Genomic DNA, 18,191 nt, shown 5'->3' with positions numbered 1-18,191 from the left:
CGCGTTCCGGTGTTCCAGCAGCGCCGGGTGACGCCGACACGGCTGGCACGGGGCGAGGACGGTGGGCGTGCGGCCGCCACTCACCAGGAACTGCCGCGCCAGTGCACGTACTCGGGGACGACGTCGTCGACCCGCCAGTCGAGTTCGCTGACGACGTCCACCACGCCTTCCACGTGGCTGGCCCGCCGCACCAGGGTTTGGGCGAGGCTGCGCCGTTCCACGGTGCCCCACAGGGTGACGATCCCGTCGTCCACGGACAGGGCAGGCGGTTCTCCTCCCACGGGCTGGAGGGCTGCCACCAGTTCGGTGTGGACTTCTCTGGCAAGGTCCTCATCGCTGCGCAGGAACACCATGAGCAGGTCGCGGCGGGTGACCATGCCCACCAGGTAGTCGCCTTCGGTCACCACCGGCAGTTGTTTCACCCCGTGCCGTTCCATCACCCGGGCAGCCCGGGCCGCCGATGTTCCAGGGGAGACCGTGACCGCGGGGTGCGACATCAACTGGTCGGCGCGGTTGGCAGCGGCTTTCTCCGCACTGTTGGCCCCGCCCGCCCCACTCGCCCCACTGATCCGGGCGCGGAGCCGGGCGCGCAGCGGCGGTGAATAGTCGTCGCCGCCAATGAACTCTTCTTTGTGGAGGAGGTCTCCCTCCGACACCACGCCGACAACCCGGCCCGCTTCGTCGACGACGGGCAGTGCGCTGACCCGGTGGTTGATGAGGGTTCTGACGATGGTTTTGAAACTGGTGGAGGCGACTACCGATGGTGGTTCGGCTGTCATGACATCACGGACGACGGTGCTGTCCATCTGTTCACTCCCTTGGACTTCGCGGACTCACCCCCCGGTGGAAGGCAGCCCTTCCGTGCGTTGTTGAGGCGCATGTCGTGCCGTGGACCGGGTAGTCCGCTCCCATCGCCCTCTGCCCACCACTGTGCGACTCGCAACACCTTTTTCGGTAGTGCCTTAGGGCCTGGGTGATCAGACCTTGGTGTCGCGGATGTCGTGGGAGGACGACCGTCGAGTCCGCGACTTTCGGGACTGTGCCGCCGGGCCGGACGGTGTGAGGATGAAAGCAGGCGGACCGGTCGCGGGAGGGGTAGTAGGGCGGCAACCGGAGGTCGGCATGGAGAAAGCGATCCTGGTCGGGGTCGACGGGTCCGCGGAAGCGTTGGACGCGGTTGCCTGGGCCGCTGATGAGGCCGCACGGCGGCATTGTCGACTGCTCGTGGTGAACGCCTATGTGATGCCGCGGGCGGAGGCCGCGTTCGGATGGTCGCCGGAGGCGATCAAAGAGGACGCGGCCAGCGTGATTCGCGCTGCTCGGGAACGCGCCCAGGAGGTGGCTCCCGGGCTTGCGGTCGACGACGCGGTGATCGTGGATTCGCCCGTGTCCGCTCTGCTCCGCAAGGCCCGGGACGCGGCGATGGTGGTGGTGGGCCTGCGGGGCCGCGGCGGGTTCCCCGGGCTGCGGATCGGTTCCGTGTCCTACCGGCTGGCAGCGCATTCGCCGGTGCCGACCGTGGTAGTGCCGGGGGTGGTGCCGCTGGGTGACACCGAGGTCGTGGTGGGGGTGAGCGGAGACCACCGCGCCGCCCCTGTGCTGGCGGAAGCGTTCGCCGCCGCCGCTGCGAGCAGCAAACGGCTGCGTGCGGTGCGCGCGTGGTCGGAGCCGATCCTGCCGTCGCCGGAGATGCGGCCGCTGCTGTACGACCCGGACGAGGTGCGGGGGTCGCACGCCCGGGAGCTGGCGGAGGCCCTGCGGCCGTGGGAGGAACGCTACCCGGATGTCACCGTGGTCCGCGACGTAGTGGAAGGCCAGCCGTCGGTGGTGCTTGCCGAGGCCGGGCGCGCGGCCCGGCTCATCGTGGTGGGCGCGCGCGGCGGCCGGGGGATCACCCGGCCGGCGTTGGGCGGGGCCGCCCACGGTCTGCTGCATAACGCGTCCCGGCCGGTCATGGTTGTGCCGGTCCAATGACCGGGGCAGACCGGCGGGACGGGTCCTGTTCCAGGCGTGGAGGGACAAAACCGGATGACTGGACCAGCGGTTGTGGACCGGCAGTGGCACACTGTGGCCGCCCACGAAGTATTCCCGGCCTTGGAGACGTCCCCGGACGGGCTCACCGAGGAGGAGGCGCGTCGTCGTCTCGCCGAGTACGGGCCGAACCGGTTGGAGGAGGCCCCGCCTCCGTCAGCCGTGGCGGTGTTCCTCCGCCAGTTCGCCAGCCCGGTCATCGCGATCCTGCTGTTCGCTTTGCTCCTCACGGTTGTCCTCCGTGAATGGCTGGACGCCGCGGTGATCGCGGCAGCGCTGCTGGTGAACGCGGGTATCGGTTTCGTCCAGGAGCGCAAAGCCGAACAGGCGGTGCGGGCGCTGATGAATCTGAGTCAGCCTCGTGCCCGCGTGGTGCGGGACGGCCGCCGCCGCGAGGTGGAGAGCACCGATCTCGTGCCCGGGGACGTGGTGTTCATCGAGTCCGGCAGCCGTATCCCCGCTGACATCCGCCTGGTGGAGGCGCACGCCCTGGAGGTCGACGAGTCGCTGCTGACCGGGGAGTCGGAGCCGGTGGTGAAGTCCACGGCGACGGCGGCCGCCGACGCCGGGGTGGGGGACCGCAGCGGCGTCGCGTTTTCGGGGACGATGGTGGTCAGCGGGCGCGGCATGGGGGTGGTGTACGCCACCGGTAGGCGCACCGAGCTGGGCGCGATCGCTGGGCTGTTGAAGAGCGAACCGGAGACGGCGACTCCGCTCAAGGAGCGGATGACGCGGCTGTCCCGGGTGATTGTGGCCGCCACCCTGGTGTCTGCGCTGCTGGTCATGGCGATCGGTTTGGTGCGGGGCGGCGACCCGATGGAGCTGCTGCTGGTGGCGGTGGCGCTCGCGGTTGCCGCGGTGCCCGAAGGGCTGCCGATCGTGCTCACGGTGGCTTTGGCGGTCGGGGTGACCCGCATGGCCCGCCGCAACGCGATCGTGCGCCGCATGCTCGCGGTGGAAGCGCTGGGCAGCGCCACGGTGATCGGCTCGGATAAGACGGGCACGCTGACCGAGAACCGGATGACGGTGCGGCGGTTGTGGAGCCCGGCGGGCGGGGAGGCCGGCCCGGCAGCGGTCACCCCCTATTGGGGGAATATCACGGAGCTGCCTCTCGAACAGGTCGACCCGTATGTGCTGCTGGTGCTGTGCGGGGCGTTGACGAATGAGGCCACGATGGCTTCCGAGGAGGGGAGGGAAGCTTCCGGGGATCCGACCGAGGTGGCGCTGCTGGAAGCCGCGTACGACGCGGAACTGCTGCACACGGCACGGGATGTGCGGTTTCCGAAGACCGCGGAGGTGCATTTCGAACCGGCCCGCCGTTTTTCCGCGACGGCCCGCCGCTGGGGGAACCGGGAGGTCTTGTTCGTCAAGGGAGCCCCGGAACGGGTGGTGGAGATGTGCGACGCCCAAGTGGGCCGGGTGGAAGCGGGACGGTGGCAGCCCGCTGCGCTGCGGCCCGGGGAGCTGCACGCGGCCGGGGAGCGGATGGCCGCGGAAGGGCTGCGGCTGCTGGCTTTGGCGGTGAGCAGACCGTACGAGCCGGGAGCCGCATCCGTGGATCCGCACGACCCGTCGGGGCTAGTACTGCTCGGCCTGGTCGGCATCATGGATCCGCCGCGCCCCGGGGTGCGGGAGGCGGTTCAGGACTGCCGCGAGGCAGGGGTCCGGGTGGTGATGATCACCGGGGACCATGCGGTCACGGCCCGCGCGATCGCCGCAGAGCTGGGGATCTGCGAGCCGGATGCGCCGGTGCTCACCTACCAGCAGATTGCGGGGTTGGACGACGAGGAGTTGCGGGCCGCGGTCGCCCAGGTGAACGTCTACGCCAGGATTCCCCCGGAAGGCAAGCTGCGGCTGGTGCGGGCGTTGGAAGCCAACGGCGAAGTGGTGGCGGTGACCGGGGACGGGGTCAATGATGCGCCCGCGTTGAAAGCGGCATCGGTGGGTGTGGCGATGGGCCAGGAAGGCACCGATGTAGCGCGGGAGGCAGCCGAGATTGTGTTGGCTGACGACAACTTCACCACGATCGTGCACGCGGTGGAGGAGGGGCGGGTCACGTTCGACAACATTCGGCGCGCCGTGTTCTTCCTGGTGTCGATCGGCGCGGCCATGGTGGTGGCGTTGACCGTGTCCACGCTGCTGGGGTGGCCGCTGCTCATGGTGCCCGCCCAGTTGCTGTGGCTGAACCTGGTGACGAGCGGGGTGCAGGACATCGCTTTGGTGTTCGAACGCGCCGAACCGGGCCTGCTGCGGCGGCCGCCGCGCTCGGTGCACGAGGGCATTCTCTCGCGGCTGCTGTGGCAGCGGGTGGGGGTGACGGGTGTGGTGATGGCAGCGGGCACGCTCGCGATGTTCTGGTGGGAGTGGCAGCGCACCGCATCGTTGACGGCGGCGCAGACGATGGCGTTGACGACCATGGTGGTGTTCATGGCGTTCCAGGCGGGGAATGCCCGGTCCGACACCCGGTCGGTGCTGGGGATGCCGCTGCGGTACAACCCTTACCTGGTGGTGGCCGTGGCCGGCTCGTTCGCGCTGCACGTGGCAGCGTTGTATTTCCCGCCGACCCAGGTTTTGCTGCGGGTGGAGCCGTTGGACGCTGCCGCGTGGGCGCGGATCGCTGCGGTGGCGGTCAGTGTCGTGGTGGTGGTTGAGCTGGAGAAGATGGTGCGCCGCGCGTGGGCGCGGCACGGGGAGCCATCAGGGGCCCGGCAGTAGCCGCGTGCGGCTGGCCGCTGATCTGTAGCCACGGGCGGCCGCGGGTTTGTCGTCACCGACAATGTCGGCCGATTTTTCTAGGGACCAGGTGGGGAGGCTGGCAGTAGCTCGGAGACGAAATCCGCGCTGCCCATGATCGACCGCTGGTGAGTATTCCTGTCATTCTTTGAGCAGCCGAATGCGTTGCGGTGTGCGCGTGTCCGCCTACCGCCTTTTTACGGGGGATGAACATTCGTGAGCGGACAACCGACAGGGGATGATCAACGTGGACGTCAGGACGCTGCACGACATCGCAGCTCTACCCGATCCGCTTGACCAGGCCCGCGCCGCCTCAAACGCCATGGCAACGCTGCAGGGACAGTCGATTGAACTGTCTCGGATTCGCTGCCAGGCGATTGTCGAAGCCCAGCAGGTCGGGATGCGGCAGGAGGAGATTGCTCGCCAGCTTGGGGTGACACCGGGGCGGATTTCGCAGATGAAGAAAGCAGGAATGGAAAAGGACGCACACCGTCCCCCTGTCGCGGGGCTACCGGGCCCAAGCCGCGGGTTTTGGTGGAGCGTGCCCTGTCTACACCGCCGCGGGTGCGTGGTTCTCAAAACCTGTGCTTGACCGAGACAGAACAGCAAGGACTGGCGGCGGAACGGAAGATGCTCTATGTCGGCCGGGAACCCGCCAGTGAGCATGTTGCTGCCGGGCTGCGGATTGATCCCGGCGACGATGTCATCGCCCGCCGCAAAATGTTTTGTCCGTACCGACGTGGCAGAAGGCACCCGGCTTGCCGAAGACGGGTTCGTCCTCCCCAGCCTGCAAGCAGCGATCGAAGAGCTGGGACACCGGTTTTCTCGCGCTACGGAGACGCTGGTTGCGCGCCCGCTCACTCTGTACGAGGCGGACTTGTTGGAGGTGCCCGGCGAGTGGGTGGTGCAGATCCTGCGGGTGAGCGTGTCTACCGACGATGTGCCGATCCACGCTTTGGAGACAGTGTGCGCTGCGTCCCGCCATGTCTTCACTATCGGCCAGGTTGCTGGCTCCGACCAGTTCTAGACCCGCAGTGAAGCGTGGACACCAGGACTTTTTGTGGTGATCACCGAGGTGTTCTCCCAGGTTTCCTGACCGGTGGGGTTCACGGGGTTTTCTGGAACAGGGACACCAGTCGGCGAGGAATTCCTTACCAATGCCTGCCCAGGGATTCCTCGTTCGACGGGTGACTCAGGAACCGGCTCCCTGCAAGCGGATGTGCTCAGGCGTCGCATTTCTTGGCGTAAGGAGGAGAGGCTGTTCCCCGGATCCGAAGTCCGGGGAACAGCCTTCGTCTATTGCAAGGAAGTGCTAGAGCTGCTTCCTCATTGACCTCAGGGCTGGCTGTTGTCCCAGGTGAGGTGGGTGTAGACGCCGTGGTGTCGGGGCGAGGGTGCCCCATGTGGTGGCGAGCTGCTCCACCAGATACAAACCACGCTCGTGCTCGGCCAGCAGGTCCTCAGGTTTGGTCGCGTGGGGGAGGGTGCCCTGGGTGCGGGGCTCGGTATGCATCCCGCGGGTGTCCATGTTCACCGTCACATGGAATCCGCAACCACCCGCGCCTGGGGACGAGAATGAAGCATCCCATGCGCTGCGGGGGAAGGCGCCTCGTCGCCCCGAGACTGCCCCGGCAGGAATCCGGATTCCTTTGCCGGTCAACGCTTCTCGGCGTGCACCACCATGACCGGGCACCACGCGTGGGTCAGCACGGTCTGACTGACCGAGCCCAGCAGCATGCCGGTGAAACCGCCGCGGCCCCGGGACCCCACCACCACTAGATCCGCGTGCTGCGACTCGGTGACCAGTACCTCGGCGGGATGCCCGACGACCACTTCTTCTTCCACGGGCACGTCCGGGTAGCGTTCCCGGTGCCCGGCCAGCGACTCGGAGAGGAACCGGCGGGCCTCCGCCAAAGCTGCACCCTGCTCCGGAGTGCCCTCGGCGTCAGGGGTTTCCAGCGCGGCGAACACCCCGTGGGAGGCACGGGATGCTACCGCAACCGTCCGCACGGTCGCCTGTCGGGCCGCCGCCTCCGCGAACGCCCGTTCCGCCGCGGCCCACGCCGCTGGGGAACCGTCCACCCCCACCACGACACGGTTCGTCAGCGTCCGCTCCTCGCGGTCCGGCACGATGACCGCCGGACACTCCGCGAGCGCCGCAAGCTGGATGCCGACCGAGCCGAGCAGGACGGCGCGCAGCCCGGCAAGCCCGCGGGACCCCGCCACGATCACGTGCGCCCCCTCGGACTGCTGGACCAGTGTGGGACCGGGGGCGCCCACCACGTGCAAAGCATCCACTTCGACGTCGGGTTCCCGCTTCCGCACCCGCTCCACGGCCTCGTGTACGAGCTGCCGGGCGTGGCTTTCCGCGGTCCCCCCTTCAGCGTCGCGGGACGCCCGCTTCCGGAACGGATGGTCGACAACGTGCACCACCCGCAGCTTCCGGCCCCACAGGCGCGCCTCCTGCGCCGCCCAGTCGAGTGCGCGGAGGCTCCCCTCCGACTCGTCGACTGCCGCCACGATCAGGCCGCTGCTGGGTGTGGACATGGTGCTCCTTCGAAGGACCGGCGGGCGCTACTCGATGTGGCGGCGCGCCGCTTCCGCTTTCAACTGGGCCGCATAGGCGGCAGCCTGGGTGCGGCGCTGCATGTCCAGCTTGGCGAGGATGCTGGACACGTAGTTTTTCACCGTCTTCTCCGCCAAGAACACGCGCTCGCCGATCTCCCGGTTGGTGAGCCCTTCACCGATGAGTTCGAAAATGCGGCGCTCCTGTTCCGTCAGTTTGGCGAGCGGGTCCTCGCGTCGTTCCCGTTCGCGGAGGCGTTCCATGATGCGGGCCGTGCTCTGCGGGTCCAGCAGGGAGCCGCCGCCCGCCACTGTGCGGACTGCGCCCACCAGGTCCGAGCCGTGGATCTGCTTGAGCACATACCCGGAGGCCCCCGCCATCACCGCCTGGTAGAGGGCTTCGTCGTCGGAGTAGGAGGTGAGCATCAAGCAGGCCAGCTCCGGGAGCCGGGAGCGGACCTCGCGGCAGACCTCCACCCCACTGCCGTCGGGAAGCCGCACGTCGAGGACTGCCACATCTGGGCGCACCGCGGGGATCCGGGCGATCGCGTCGGCCGCGGTCGCCGCTTCACCGACGACTTCGATGTCGCCTTCGGACTCCAGAAAGGCGGTGATGCCACGGCGCACCACGTCGTGGTCGTCGACGAGGAAGACCCGGATGGGGTCCGCGGTTTCCGCCATCGGCTTGTCCTTCCCTCGTGTGGCCTGCTCCTGCCTTCACGCGGAGTGCGCAGCAGCCGGTGAACTCGCGGATGTGCTCGTCCACCGCTGGGGGACGACCGCCACCGGGCAGCGCGCGTAACGTAACACTCCGCAACTCACCGATCCCAATTCCTGAAGCACTTCCATGATGCCGTGCCCGCGTCCGTGCGAACCCACCACGAGAAGGTCCGCTTGGTCACTTTCGGCAACCAGCACCGGAATCGCTGCGCCCGGGACGACATCCCACTCCAGTGCCACATCCGGGTATTCGTCCTGCAAAGCGGTGAGAAAACCGGAGATGCGGGTGCGGGCCTGCTCGGGGGATGGGGTCTGCTCGGCGGGCCACGAGGGGTCCTCTTCGGTGAGCCAGGCGAACGCTGACGGATCCCACGCCAAGACGACACGCAACCGGGCCTGCCACGTGCGGGACAGGGTGAACGCCAGGTCGACAGCGGCACGCGACTGCTGTGAGGCATCGGTGCCCGCCACCACGCGGGAGAGGCTTGTGCGGGACGCTCCTTCCGGAACCACGACCACCGGGCAAGAGGCGCGGAGCACGAGCCGAGTCGTGGCTGACCCGGTCACCAGCGACTCCACGGTTCCGCTGAGACCGCGAGAGCCCACCACCATCAGCTCGGCCCGGCGGCTCTCCTGCTCCAAGCAGGCATCGCGCGGCCCCGACACCACCTCCCCGACGACGTCGAGGGCTGCGTCGGCTGCGCGAGCGCGCGCCACCCGGGAGTCCACGAGCTCTTGGGCGAGTTGGCGGGCCGCCTGCTCGCCGGCTCTTCGGCGCGCAGGGAACAGGCGGGCTAGCAGACTCGGCTCGGGCACGTGCACGATACGCAGCGGCCGCTGCGCCCGGATCGCGTGGCGGACGGCCCAGTCGAGGGCACGGTCCCCGTTGGCTGAACCGTCCACCCCCACCACGATCGGCAGAGACTGCGGTTGCGCGGTCATGGCATCGACTCGTGCTCGATGCGCCGCCCGGTGACCTGCTTGGGGATGATGGTGATGAACAAGTCCCGGTCCCCGGCCGCCCACGGCTGGACCGGCGCGGTCTTCCGCAGCCGCTCCAGTTCGACGGGGTCGCGGACTGGGCGGGCAAGTCCCACGACCAGCACGCTCCATCCTTCGTTGGTCATCCCGTCCAAGCGGTCGACTTCGAAGGAGATGTACTGGTTGGACGCGTGTTCGGCGATGATTCCGTGCCCTGAGGTGCGGAAGATGATGGTTTCGTTGCGGACGAGGAAGTTGACGGGAAGCACAGTCGGCGCGGCTTCACCGGGCATGGTGAAGGCGATACGCCCCACCCCGCCGGCTTTGATCAGCTCCATGCATTCCTGCGAGTCGATCTCCTGGAGCTTGGGTTTGGGAACCCGGGTGACGTGGGCTCCTTCGGGTTCGTCGAAGCCCATGCCGAGGAGTGCTTCCGGGGTGGTCTGAAGCGCGTCGGCGAGGCGGGAGAGCGCGCCCGGGCTCAGATTGGGCGGGTTGCGTTCCAGATAGTCGATGTACCCTGCGGCCATGCCCGCGCGTTCGGCCACTTCCTCCTGGGAAAGGCCCAGTTCGGCACGGCGGTAGGCAACCCGACGTCCGAGATCACCCCGGGCCCGTTGGTCCTTGATGTTCACGACATCCTCCCAGTTGTTGGTGCCTCACCTGCGCGACTAACCCCTTTCCCCTTGATCATGCTCGGCGCGCTCAGACCTGTAGCGGGCCGTTCGGGCCAAGTGGCCGAGACAGAAGTCCCTTCCCTCGGCGCCTAACGTTCCCCAGCCAGGAGAAATGGAAGGACGAACGTCCTGAATTGTCCGCTCCGATGGGCACTGTCAGCGGTAGGGCCGTTCGGGATAACACAGTGTGCGGAGGGAAAAACCGGGAGATGGAGGGGCCACGTGGCGACGAAAAGCGCGGAGCAGGGGGTGGAGCAGCACGGCGGGCGCACCCGGTTCGGAGTCGTCGTGGGAGTGGACGGTTCCGAAGAGAGCTGGCGGGCACTGGACTGGGCGGCCCGGGCCGCGGTGGAGCGCGGCACCGGGCTGGAGATCGTGTACGCCCTCGTCGACCCCCTGGCCGCGGACGCCGACGACACCCTCAACCAGGCCAGTGCACTCCTGGCCCGAGCGGAAAGCCAGGCGCGTGCCGCGTACCCGAGGCTGGCCGTGCAGACCACGATGGTCCCGGGAGGGGCAGTCAGCACGCTGAGCACCGCCTCGCAGACCGCGGAACTGCTGGTGGTGGGAACGCGCGGGCACGGGGCGCTCGCCTCGCTGCTGCTGGGGTCGACGAGTGTGGGGGTGAGTGCCCGGGCGTCCTGCCCGGTAGTGGTGGTTCCGCCCGGTGCCGAGGTGGATTACCGGTACGGCTGCCAGGTCGTGGTGGGTGTGGACGGCTCGGATGTGTCCACGGAAGCGCTGCGGTTCGCGCTTCGGGAGACAGCTCGGCTGGACGGTTCGCTCACCGTGGTGCACGGCTGGCAGTTGCCCGCACCCCTCGACCCCATGGCGTTGTCTGCCGCCGGGTACACCATGAACTTCACCGTGTTCGAGGAGCGCACCCGGAAATACATCGACGAGCTGGTTGAGCAGGCCAGGGCTGACGAGGCTGTGGACGTGCCCGTGGGGGTGCGGATCGTCTACGAGCACCCCGTGCAGGCACTGCTCGATGCCAGCCGGTACGCCGACCTGGTGGTGGTGGGCTCGCACGGGCGGGGGAGCGTGGCCGGGCTGTTTCTCGGCTCGGTGAGCCAGTCGGTGCTGCACCGTTCTGCTGCACCGGTCGCGGTGGTGCGGCACCGGAACGACGACTGGGAGGAGTGAGCAGCCGCCGCGCAGCGCCGCTCTCGTATCACCGGGGGGAGCGGCGCAGTGAGCGGACTTGCCCTTCGTAGAACCCGTAGCGGGCCAGCGGTTCCACGAGTTCCCGCTCTTCATAGGAGAGGTGGGACAGCAGCACGTCGGTGAGGACGTCGACGGCTTCCTGCAGCGGAGCGAAGTCGTCCGGCTGGGAGATGAACTCGACGAGGGCCCGGTCCACGTCGTTGAGGACCCGGTGGATGACCTGGTGCTCCTCGGTGAGCCGGTCGATGACGGGTTCCAGTGCCTCCTCTTGGGCGCGCAGGTGCGGGAAGACGGAGTCGTCTTCCAGGGTGTGGTGCTGGGTGACGACCCGGCAGTAGGAGGCGCAGTAGGCGCCCAGGCTCCAGTTGTGCTGGCGCAGGGTCATCTGGTTGATCGCGGAGCGGGCTTCCCCGGCGCTCAGCGTCCCCACGCGGACCTGGTCGATGAGTTCCCGTAGGCGGCGGAGTTCGGCGCGCAAGTGGTCGTGCACGTCGATGAGGTGCTGGCCGAGGGCACGGGAGACGTCGTCGTAGGCGACGTCGGGACCGGATTCGGGACGGCTGGGCCGCGTGTCTTCGTCGAGCAGTTCCCGGCTGCGCGGGTGGAGGCGCGTGCCGTCGTCGGGGGTGGGGGCCACGCCGAGGCGTTCGTATTGGCCCTGCTCGGAGGCGGCCGGTGCCTGGCTGGAAGCCGGTTCGGCGGCGGAAGGTTCGGTGACGAGGGCGGCACCCGGTGCGTCCGCGGGACGCGGGCGGGACCGTTCCGCGGCGACGAGTTCCCGGACCGCGGGGGCGACCTCGTGGGCGAACCGCTGGATTGCCTCCGGGTGGTCGGTGCCGAGCAGGAACACGCTGATCCCTTCGGTGAGGGCGAGTTCGGCGAGCTCCTCCACCCACTGGTCCACGGGCCCGTTGAGGAAGCCGTTGTTGGACCGGGCGAACACGCCGTTGATGTTGAGCAGGCGGCGGATCGCGGCGGGGTCGCGGCCTGCTTCCGCGGCGGCCTCGTCGATGATCGCGTTGCCGCGGGCGAGGTCGCCCAGGCTGGAGAGGTAGGGCACGCTAGGCAGCCAGCCGTCCGCGGCGCGGCCTACCAGGCGGAGCATGCGCGGCTTGTAGGCGCCCAGCCAGATTTCGATGGGATGGGCGGGGGCGGGGCCGCGTTTTGCGCCCGCCACCCGGTAGTGCTCGCCGTTGATGCGCAGGGCGCGCCGCTCCTCGGTGTTCCAGATCCCGCGGATGATCTCTATGGCTTCGGTGAGCGCCTGGACACTCTGGCCGGGGGTGAGGCGGCGGCCGCCCATGGCTTCGATCGCGTCCCAGAAAGCGCCCGCGCCCAAGCCCAGTTCGATACGGCCGCCGCTGAGCAGGTCGAGGCTGGCTACGCTGCGGGCCAGCACGGCGGGCTGGCGCAGCGGCAGGTTGAGCACGTTGCCTGCCAGGGTGATCCGCTCGGTGCGGGCGGCGAGGTAGGACAGCAGGGTCCAGGTGTCGAAGAACGCGGACTGGTAGGGGTGGTCCTGGAAGGTGGCGAGGTCCAGCCCGGACTGCTCGGTGAGCTGGGTGAGGCCGACTACCCGTTCGGGATTCTGGTTGCTTGGCGTGAGGAAGGTGCCGAAACGCAGTTCGTGGCCGTAGTCGGTCAAGAGCGGTCCCCCGAGGAAGCGGCCGGGGCGTCGCATGCCCCGACACCGTCGTCCATATCGTTGATTAATCAACCTTATCCGACGTGGGTGATCTATCAACCTAGGGTGGGTGTGGTGCCAGGCACCGGCACGCCCGCGACAACCCGCGGAAAGGAAACCCATGGCTGACCGGGGTCAAACCTCGCCTGCCGCCCCCGCCACGCCCAGACCCGGGCAGACCGCGATGTCCTGGCCGGTGCTGGCGGCTGTGGCCGCAGGCGGCGCACTGGGCGCACTCGCCCGCGCAGGGCTCCTCGCCGCCACCCCGCAGCATCCGGCCACCGCGGACTGGGGAACAGTCCTGGTCAACGTGCTCGGATGCGCGCTGATCGGCGTGCTCATGGAGACCCTTACCCGCCGCCCGAACCCCCATCCGCTGCTCCGCCCCTTTCTTGGCGTAGGCGTCCTCGGCGGTTTCACCACGTTTTCCGCTGCCATAACCGACGCCACGGACGCTTTCGCTGCCCACCAGCCAGGAGAGGCGCTGCTCGCCATCGCCGCCAACCTGATCGGCGCCCTCCTCGCCGTCAGTGCCGCGGCGGGCGCAACCGCGACGCTCCTCGACCGGGCCGCGCAACGGAAGAAGACGTGATGACAGCGCTGCTCACCGCAGTAGGAGCGGCTTTCGGCGCCCTACTGCGCTACTGCCTCAACTGTGCCGCAGCAGCCCGCGGCACCACCGGTTTTCCCTGGGGCACGTGGTGTGTCAACACTCTCGGCTGCCTGCTCGCCGGGGCGCTGGCCGCGCTGCCGCTGCCTGCAGCGGTAGCGGCTCTGGCGGGTCCCGGGCTGTGCGGGGGACTCACCACCTACTCCACGTTCAGCTACGAAACGGTGCGGCTGCTCGCCGAGAGGAAGTGGACGCACGCGCTGGGCAACATCGGGGCGAACCTCGCCGCAGGGGTTGGCGCGGCAGTGCTCGGTATGGCTGCGGTCGGCTGGTTCCTGCGGTGACCGCGCAGCCCCAGGCACTGGATGATCTGTCAACTATTCTGGGGGCATGGGCGACAGCACCCCCCTCCGACCGCGGGAACTCCGCGCGTGGACCAGCTACCAGCGCATGAGCGCCGCGCTGTACGCGCACCTGCAGCAGACCCTCCACCGGGACACAGGACTGTCCTGGGCCGACTACGAAGTGCTGCGCGCCCTGCACTCCAGCCCGGAGGGCCGACTCCCGGCCCTGGACCTGCGCTGCGCTCTCGGCTGGGAGAAGAGCCGCCTCTCCCACCAGGTCCGCCGTATGGCCGAACGCGGACTGCTGTGCCGGGAACCCAACCCCGCCGACGCGCGCAGCGCCGTCGTCTGCCTGCTCGACAAAGGCCGCCGAGCCATCGAGAAAGCCACCCCCGAATATCTGGCGCGGCTCCGCGCCGACTTCCTCGACCTGCTCACCCCCGCACAGCTCGACGCGCTCACCGAGATCAGCGAGACCGTGCTCGCCCACCTGGTGTGCCGAGACCAGGAACCCCCTCGGGAGGCTGCGTCCGGCACCGGCCAGCCGAGCCGAGACAGCCGCTGAGCCCTGCTGCACAGCCGCGGCCGCCGTTACCGGACTGCCTTCCCGGGTAGTCGGCAGTCACGGCCGCGCGGTTCCCACGCCCAGCGCCCGTGCTGGGCGCTGTCGAACCGCAGGCCCTGTCCCTGTCACCTTGCGCGAGGAAGGCCAACCATGACCGGTATCACGATCATCGGCGCTGGCAGTATGGGCCGGGCAATCGGCACCCGTGCTGTCGCGGCGGGCCGCAGAATCCAACTCCTCGACCGGGACCCGGACAAGGCGCGGAGCCTCGCCGTCCAGCTAGGAGGAGACATCCTCACCGGAGCTGTCGGCGACGCCCCCGACGGGGACATCGTCGTGCTGGCGGTGCCCTTCGAATCAGCGAAAGCCGTGGTGCGCTCCTACGGGGACGCCCTGGCCGGACGGACCATCGTGGACATCTCCAACCCCGTCGACTTCGCCACGTTCGACTCGCTGGTCGTCCCACCGGGCACTTCCGCAGCCGAAATCATTGCCGACCTCGCCCCCGACAGTGCTTCCGTCGTCAAAGCGTTCAACACCACGTTCGCCGAGACCCTGACCGAAGGGAAAGTGGCGGGCCAGCCGCTCGACGTCTTCATCGCGGGGGATGACGCAGAAGCCAAACGCGCGGTCGCGAACCTGGTCGAGGAGATGGGGCTGCGACCCATCGACGTGGGACCGCTGCGCCGCGCCCAGGAGCTGGAAGGGTTCCAGTTCCTGATGATGACGCTCCAAGCCGATCCGGCGAAACAGGACTTCAACTGGAACACCGGGTTGAAAATCCTCACCCCCATCTGAGCAGCGCTCGGACACCCCGCAGCCGGAGGCGCTGCCTGCCGAGAAGCAGCGGGTGGGACGCGTGAGGGCAGGCAGCAGCCTCCCAGCCGACAGCAGAGGGCGCCCCACCCGGCGGGGCGCCCTCGTCGGCCTCAGGTGCGGCAGCGGTCAGAACGCGGCTGCGGCGGCCTCCGCCACCGCCTGGTCCTGCTCCCCGGTTCCGCCGCTCACCCCGACCGCACCCACGACCGTGCCGTTGCGCCGCAGCGGGACCCCGCCCGCGAAGATCATCACGCGGCCCCCGTTGGAGGCGTGGATGCCGAAGAACTGCCCTCCGCTCTGAGAGTGCTCGGCCAGCTCCTTGGTGGAGATGTCGAACGCTCGCGACGTGTACGCCTTGTTGATCGAAATGTCGATACTGCCGATCCACGCGCCGTCCATCCGGACATGCGCCACCAGGTTGCCGCCCGCGTCCACGACCGCGATGTTCATCGGCTGCCCGATCTCGGCTGCCTTGGCCTCGCCAGCTTCGATGACCCGGCGGGCCTCCGCCAACGTCACACTCACCGTACTCCCCCTCAGCTCTCCTGCTGCGGTTTGAGCAGGACCTTCGTCCAGCCTTCCTCCCGCTTGTCGAACTTCTCGTAGGCTTCGGGAGCCCGCTGGAGCGGGATCCGCTGCGAAACCACGAAGCTCGGCTTGGCCCGCCCAGCGATGATCAGGTCGCGCAACTGCCGGTTGTAGGCCTTGACGTTGGCCTGCCCGGTGCCCATCCGCTGGCCTTTCTCGAACAGCTTGCCCATCGCGAACAGCAGCTCGCCCTGCTTCGCGCTCTCCGACGGGGCGCCCGGGTCCTCGGTGACGTACAGGCCCACCACCCCGAGAGCGCCCGTGGGACGGACCGTGTCGACCAGCGTGTTGAGGACGAGCGCGGGCTGCTCTTCGCCTTCCGGGGCCGTCGCCTGGTAGCCAACCGCGTCGATGCCTTTGTCCGTGCCCTCGCCGTTGGTGTGCTCCTTGATCTGGGCGACCGGGTCCCCCTTGGAGTAATCGATGGGGATGGCTCCGATCCGCTCGGCCAAAGACAGCCTGCTCGGCACCCGGTCCACCACGAATACGCGGGAAGCGCCGCGCAGGATCGCGGAGTAGGCCGCCATGAGCCCCACCGGCCCCGCACCGAACACGCTCACCGTCTCCCCCGGGCTGACCTGCGCCAACTCTGTGGCGTGGTAGCCGGTGGGGAAGATGTCGGCCAGCAGCGCGAAATCGTCTTCGAACTCGGTGCCCGGCGGCAGCTTCAGGCAGTTGAAGTCCGCGAACGGCACCCGCAGGTATTCGGACTGGCCGCCTTGGTAGGGGCCCATCGCCACGTAGCCGTACGCGCCGCCCGCGAAGCCCGGGTTGACGGTGAGGCAGAACCCGGTCTTGCCCGCAAGGCAGTTCTTGCAGAACCCGCACGCCACGTTGAACGGGAGAACCACCCGGTCGCCTTTGCGGATGCTCGCCACCCCGGAGCCGACCTCTTCGACGATCCCCATGTTCTCGTGACCGAACACCATGCCGGGGGTGGCGCCGGTGCGCCCCTCGTACATGTGCAGGTCGGAGCCGCAGATCGCGGACGTGGTCACGCGGATGATCACGTCGTTGGGATCCTCGATCCGCGGATCGGCCACCTCTTCCACTGCGACAGTGAACGGCTCCTTGTACACGACCGCTTTCACAGTTCCTCCTCACGCCGTTGCCGGTTGGGGGCCGGCTACCCGCGGTCGCTGCCCCCTATGCCCCGGTCACGTGGCTTGCCGGGTAGGTTGCGGTCCGGTGTTCGAGGTCGGGTCCGGGCCGCCCTGGTCGAGGCGGAACGGCGGATACTGGTCGGTCATCAGCGCGGCGTAGGCGACGACCCGCAGCGCCCAGCGGTGCAGGCCCAGCAGGAAGTTGAAGATGCCGCGCGGGTATCCGCCGGTGAACAGCAGCGCGAGCGCGGCGATCAGGACGAGCAGGCTCATCAGGCTGGGCATGAACCAGCCCTGCATCATCCACTGGCCGTTCTCCGACACGGTGGTGGTGCTGTCGCTGAACCAGTCCATGCCTCCGGACTTCCGGAACCCGCCGGAAGAGAACGCTGAGACCACCAGGTAGTGCGGGATCGCCAGCAGCCACCACTTGACGAGGACCAGCCCTCGGGACAGCCGCTGGGGATAGGCCACATCCAGTTGTGCTGGATAGTCCACGTCGGCGGAGAGCGAGAACGGCGGATAGCGGTCGGTGCCCAGTACCCCGTAGGCGTAGAACGTGACCCGCCAGCTCCAGCGCAGCACGCCCACGTTGAAGTCGAAGATGCCGCGCGGATAGCGGCCGGTGAACAGGATCGCGAAGAAAGCGACCACGGTCAGGACAGCGAACGCGATCCACAGGAAGAACAGCACGATGTAGTGCGGGATCGCCAGCAGCCATTTGACAAGCCACAGCCACCGGCTGACCCCGGGGTCGAGAGTGCCGCTGACATGGAGCGGATAGTGCCGGGTAGGAACCGCGAACTCGGACACCTCGCCACCTCCTCGAGGTTGTGCGGTAGGCACGCGGCTACCCAGCCGGATGACCACGATTCACCACTCCCGGTCCGCGCAGTCCAAGCAAGCAGCCAACACTCCGGAAAGCAGGCGCTGGGCGGGGCGCGGCAAAGAGCGGGTGCGCGAGCCCACTGGCGCGGTCGGCCTGTCCCGTGCCGTCGTACCAGGTCACAACCGGCCGACGCCGGGTAGGGGACACCGGACACGGTTTCGGGAGGCACGACATGCTGGTGATGATCGGATACGCGAGCGTGCACGGTTCCACGGAGGGGATTGCGCGGCGGTTAGCCGACCGTCTCCGCGCCTACGGCCACAGCGTGGACGTCCGGCCGTTGGACAAGCCCATGGATGCGCTCGTCCTCTACGACGCGTTCATCCTGGGCAGTGCCGTGCACGGCGGGTCGTGGCTGCGGCAGGCCACCGGCTTTGCTGAGCGGGAGGCGGAGATCCTGTCGCGGCGGCCCGTGTGGCTGTTCAGTGTCGGATTGGCGCGGGTCCTCGGCGGCCGGTTCGCTTCCGCCGGGGACGTGCCTAAAGGAGTGCCGGAGGTGATCCGCGACACCGGGGCGCGCGACCACCACTTGTTCGCGGGGGCGATCCAGCCCAGCCATCTGCCGGTGTTCGGCCGCTTCCTCTACAAGGCGATGGGGGGACGTTACGGCGACTTCCGGGACTGGGCAGAGGTGGACGACTGGGCGGAGAGCATCGCTGCCCAGTTGACCATGGTCACCAGGTAAGCCGGGGCGGGCCTGTGCCAGGGGGTCGGC

The 18,191-nt window shown here is 68.6% G+C and carries 18 protein-coding genes; 9 read left to right on the top strand and 9 right to left on the bottom strand.

The features are described 5' to 3' along the window. Positions 1-80: 80 nt before the first annotated feature. The gene (locus TFU_RS15145) at positions 81-806 is read right to left on the bottom strand and encodes a CBS domain-containing protein (RefSeq protein ID WP_011293459.1); all 726 of its coding nucleotides are present in this window, start codon (positions 804-806) and stop codon (positions 81-83) included. 259 nt (positions 807-1,065) lie between these two features. Between TFU_RS15145 and TFU_RS15140 the strand changes: the two genes are divergently transcribed. The 3 genes from TFU_RS15140 (at position 1,066) to TFU_RS16385 (ending at position 5,791) form a co-directional block, all read left to right on the top strand. Further along, positions 1,066-1,974: a universal stress protein gene (locus TFU_RS15140; protein ID WP_370492233.1), complete on the top strand. Its 909-nt coding sequence runs from the start codon at positions 1,066-1,068 to the stop codon at positions 1,972-1,974. Positions 1,975-2,028: 54 nt separating this feature from the next. Then, the gene (locus TFU_RS15135; protein WP_011293457.1) at positions 2,029-4,746 is read left to right on the top strand and encodes a cation-translocating P-type ATPase; all 2,718 of its coding nucleotides are present in this window, start codon (positions 2,029-2,031) and stop codon (positions 4,744-4,746) included. A 757-nt stretch (positions 4,747-5,503) separates the two neighbouring features. Then, positions 5,504-5,791 carry a UTRA domain-containing protein gene (locus TFU_RS16385; protein WP_370492231.1) on the top strand — a complete coding sequence of 96 codons (288 nt, stop codon included), beginning with the start codon at positions 5,504-5,506 and terminating at the stop codon, positions 5,789-5,791. Positions 5,792-6,420: 629 nt separating this feature from the next. Here TFU_RS16385 and TFU_RS15120 read toward each other — a convergent pair. The 4 genes from TFU_RS15120 to TFU_RS15105 are packed head-to-tail and all read right to left on the bottom strand — an operon-like array spanning position 6,421 to position 9,665. Beyond that, positions 6,421-7,311, bottom strand: coding sequence for a universal stress protein (locus TFU_RS15120; RefSeq protein ID WP_011293453.1), 891 nt, complete (start codon positions 7,309-7,311; stop codon positions 6,421-6,423). A gap of 27 nt (positions 7,312-7,338) precedes the next feature. Continuing rightward, the gene (locus TFU_RS15115) at positions 7,339-8,010 is read right to left on the bottom strand and encodes a response regulator transcription factor (RefSeq protein ID WP_011293452.1); all 672 of its coding nucleotides are present in this window, start codon (positions 8,008-8,010) and stop codon (positions 7,339-7,341) included. Positions 8,011-8,046: 36 nt separating this feature from the next. After that, entirely contained in the window at positions 8,047-8,991 is a 945-nt protein-coding gene (locus TFU_RS15110) for a universal stress protein (RefSeq protein ID WP_011293451.1), read from the bottom strand. After that, a complete protein-coding gene (locus tag TFU_RS15105) occupies positions 8,988-9,665 on the bottom strand; it encodes a helix-turn-helix domain-containing protein (RefSeq protein WP_011293450.1) in 678 nt (225 codons plus the stop codon). The genes TFU_RS15110 and TFU_RS15105 overlap by 4 nt, the downstream gene beginning before the upstream one ends. A gap of 264 nt (positions 9,666-9,929) precedes the next feature. Between TFU_RS15105 and TFU_RS15100 the strand changes: the two genes are divergently transcribed. Further along, positions 9,930-10,853, top strand: coding sequence for a universal stress protein (locus TFU_RS15100; RefSeq protein WP_011293449.1), 924 nt, complete (start codon positions 9,930-9,932; stop codon positions 10,851-10,853). Positions 10,854-10,881: 28 nt separating this feature from the next. Here the strand turns inward: TFU_RS15100 and TFU_RS15095 are convergent, their stop codons facing one another. Then, a complete protein-coding gene (locus TFU_RS15095; RefSeq protein ID WP_011293448.1) occupies positions 10,882-12,555 on the bottom strand; it encodes an LLM class flavin-dependent oxidoreductase in 1,674 nt (557 codons plus the stop codon). A 187-nt stretch (positions 12,556-12,742) separates the two neighbouring features. Here TFU_RS15095 and TFU_RS15090 point away from each other — a divergent pair, with 187 nt between their 5' ends. From TFU_RS15090 to TFU_RS15075, 4 genes are all read left to right on the top strand, one after another. Then, positions 12,743-13,150 carry a fluoride efflux transporter FluC gene (locus TFU_RS15090; protein WP_016189423.1) on the top strand — a complete coding sequence of 136 codons (408 nt, stop codon included), beginning with the start codon at positions 12,743-12,745 and terminating at the stop codon, positions 13,148-13,150. Beyond that, positions 13,150-13,512 (top strand): fluoride efflux transporter FluC, encoded by a 363-nt coding sequence (locus TFU_RS15085; RefSeq protein ID WP_016189422.1) that lies wholly within the window; start codon positions 13,150-13,152, stop codon positions 13,510-13,512. The genes TFU_RS15090 and TFU_RS15085 overlap by 1 nt, the downstream gene beginning before the upstream one ends. Positions 13,513-13,558: 46 nt before the next feature. Continuing rightward, a complete protein-coding gene (locus tag TFU_RS15080) occupies positions 13,559-14,077 on the top strand; it encodes a MarR family winged helix-turn-helix transcriptional regulator (RefSeq protein ID WP_011293445.1) in 519 nt (172 codons plus the stop codon). A 150-nt stretch (positions 14,078-14,227) separates the two neighbouring features. Next, a complete protein-coding gene (locus tag TFU_RS15075) occupies positions 14,228-14,875 on the top strand; it encodes an NADPH-dependent F420 reductase (protein WP_011293444.1) in 648 nt (215 codons plus the stop codon). A 147-nt stretch (positions 14,876-15,022) separates the two neighbouring features. Here the strand turns inward: TFU_RS15075 and TFU_RS15070 are convergent, their stop codons facing one another. The 3 genes from TFU_RS15070 to TFU_RS15060 form a co-directional block, all read right to left on the bottom strand. Beyond that, the gene (locus tag TFU_RS15070; RefSeq protein WP_011293443.1) at positions 15,023-15,421 is read right to left on the bottom strand and encodes a GlcG/HbpS family heme-binding protein; all 399 of its coding nucleotides are present in this window, start codon (positions 15,419-15,421) and stop codon (positions 15,023-15,025) included. Positions 15,422-15,432: 11 nt separating this feature from the next. Continuing rightward, positions 15,433-16,575: a glutathione-independent formaldehyde dehydrogenase gene (locus TFU_RS15065; RefSeq protein ID WP_011293442.1), complete on the bottom strand. Its 1,143-nt coding sequence runs from the start codon at positions 16,573-16,575 to the stop codon at positions 15,433-15,435. Between the two features lie 66 nt (positions 16,576-16,641). Next, positions 16,642-17,400, bottom strand: a complete 759-nt coding sequence (locus TFU_RS15060; protein ID WP_016189419.1) for a DUF4389 domain-containing protein — start codon at positions 17,398-17,400, stop codon at positions 16,642-16,644. A gap of 248 nt (positions 17,401-17,648) precedes the next feature. Here TFU_RS15060 and TFU_RS15055 point away from each other — a divergent pair, with 248 nt between their 5' ends. After that, positions 17,649-18,161, top strand: a complete 513-nt coding sequence (locus TFU_RS15055; RefSeq protein WP_011293440.1) for a flavodoxin domain-containing protein — start codon at positions 17,649-17,651, stop codon at positions 18,159-18,161. Positions 18,162-18,191 lie beyond the last annotated feature (30 nt).

Origin of the sequence: Thermobifida fusca YX (assembly GCF_000012405.1) — a bacterium.
In the GTDB taxonomy this organism is placed as follows: domain Bacteria; phylum Actinomycetota; class Actinomycetes; order Streptosporangiales; family Streptosporangiaceae; genus Thermobifida; species Thermobifida fusca.
Note: the sequence above shows the minus strand (reverse complement) of the source record. Positions and strands in the feature narration are given on the sequence as shown.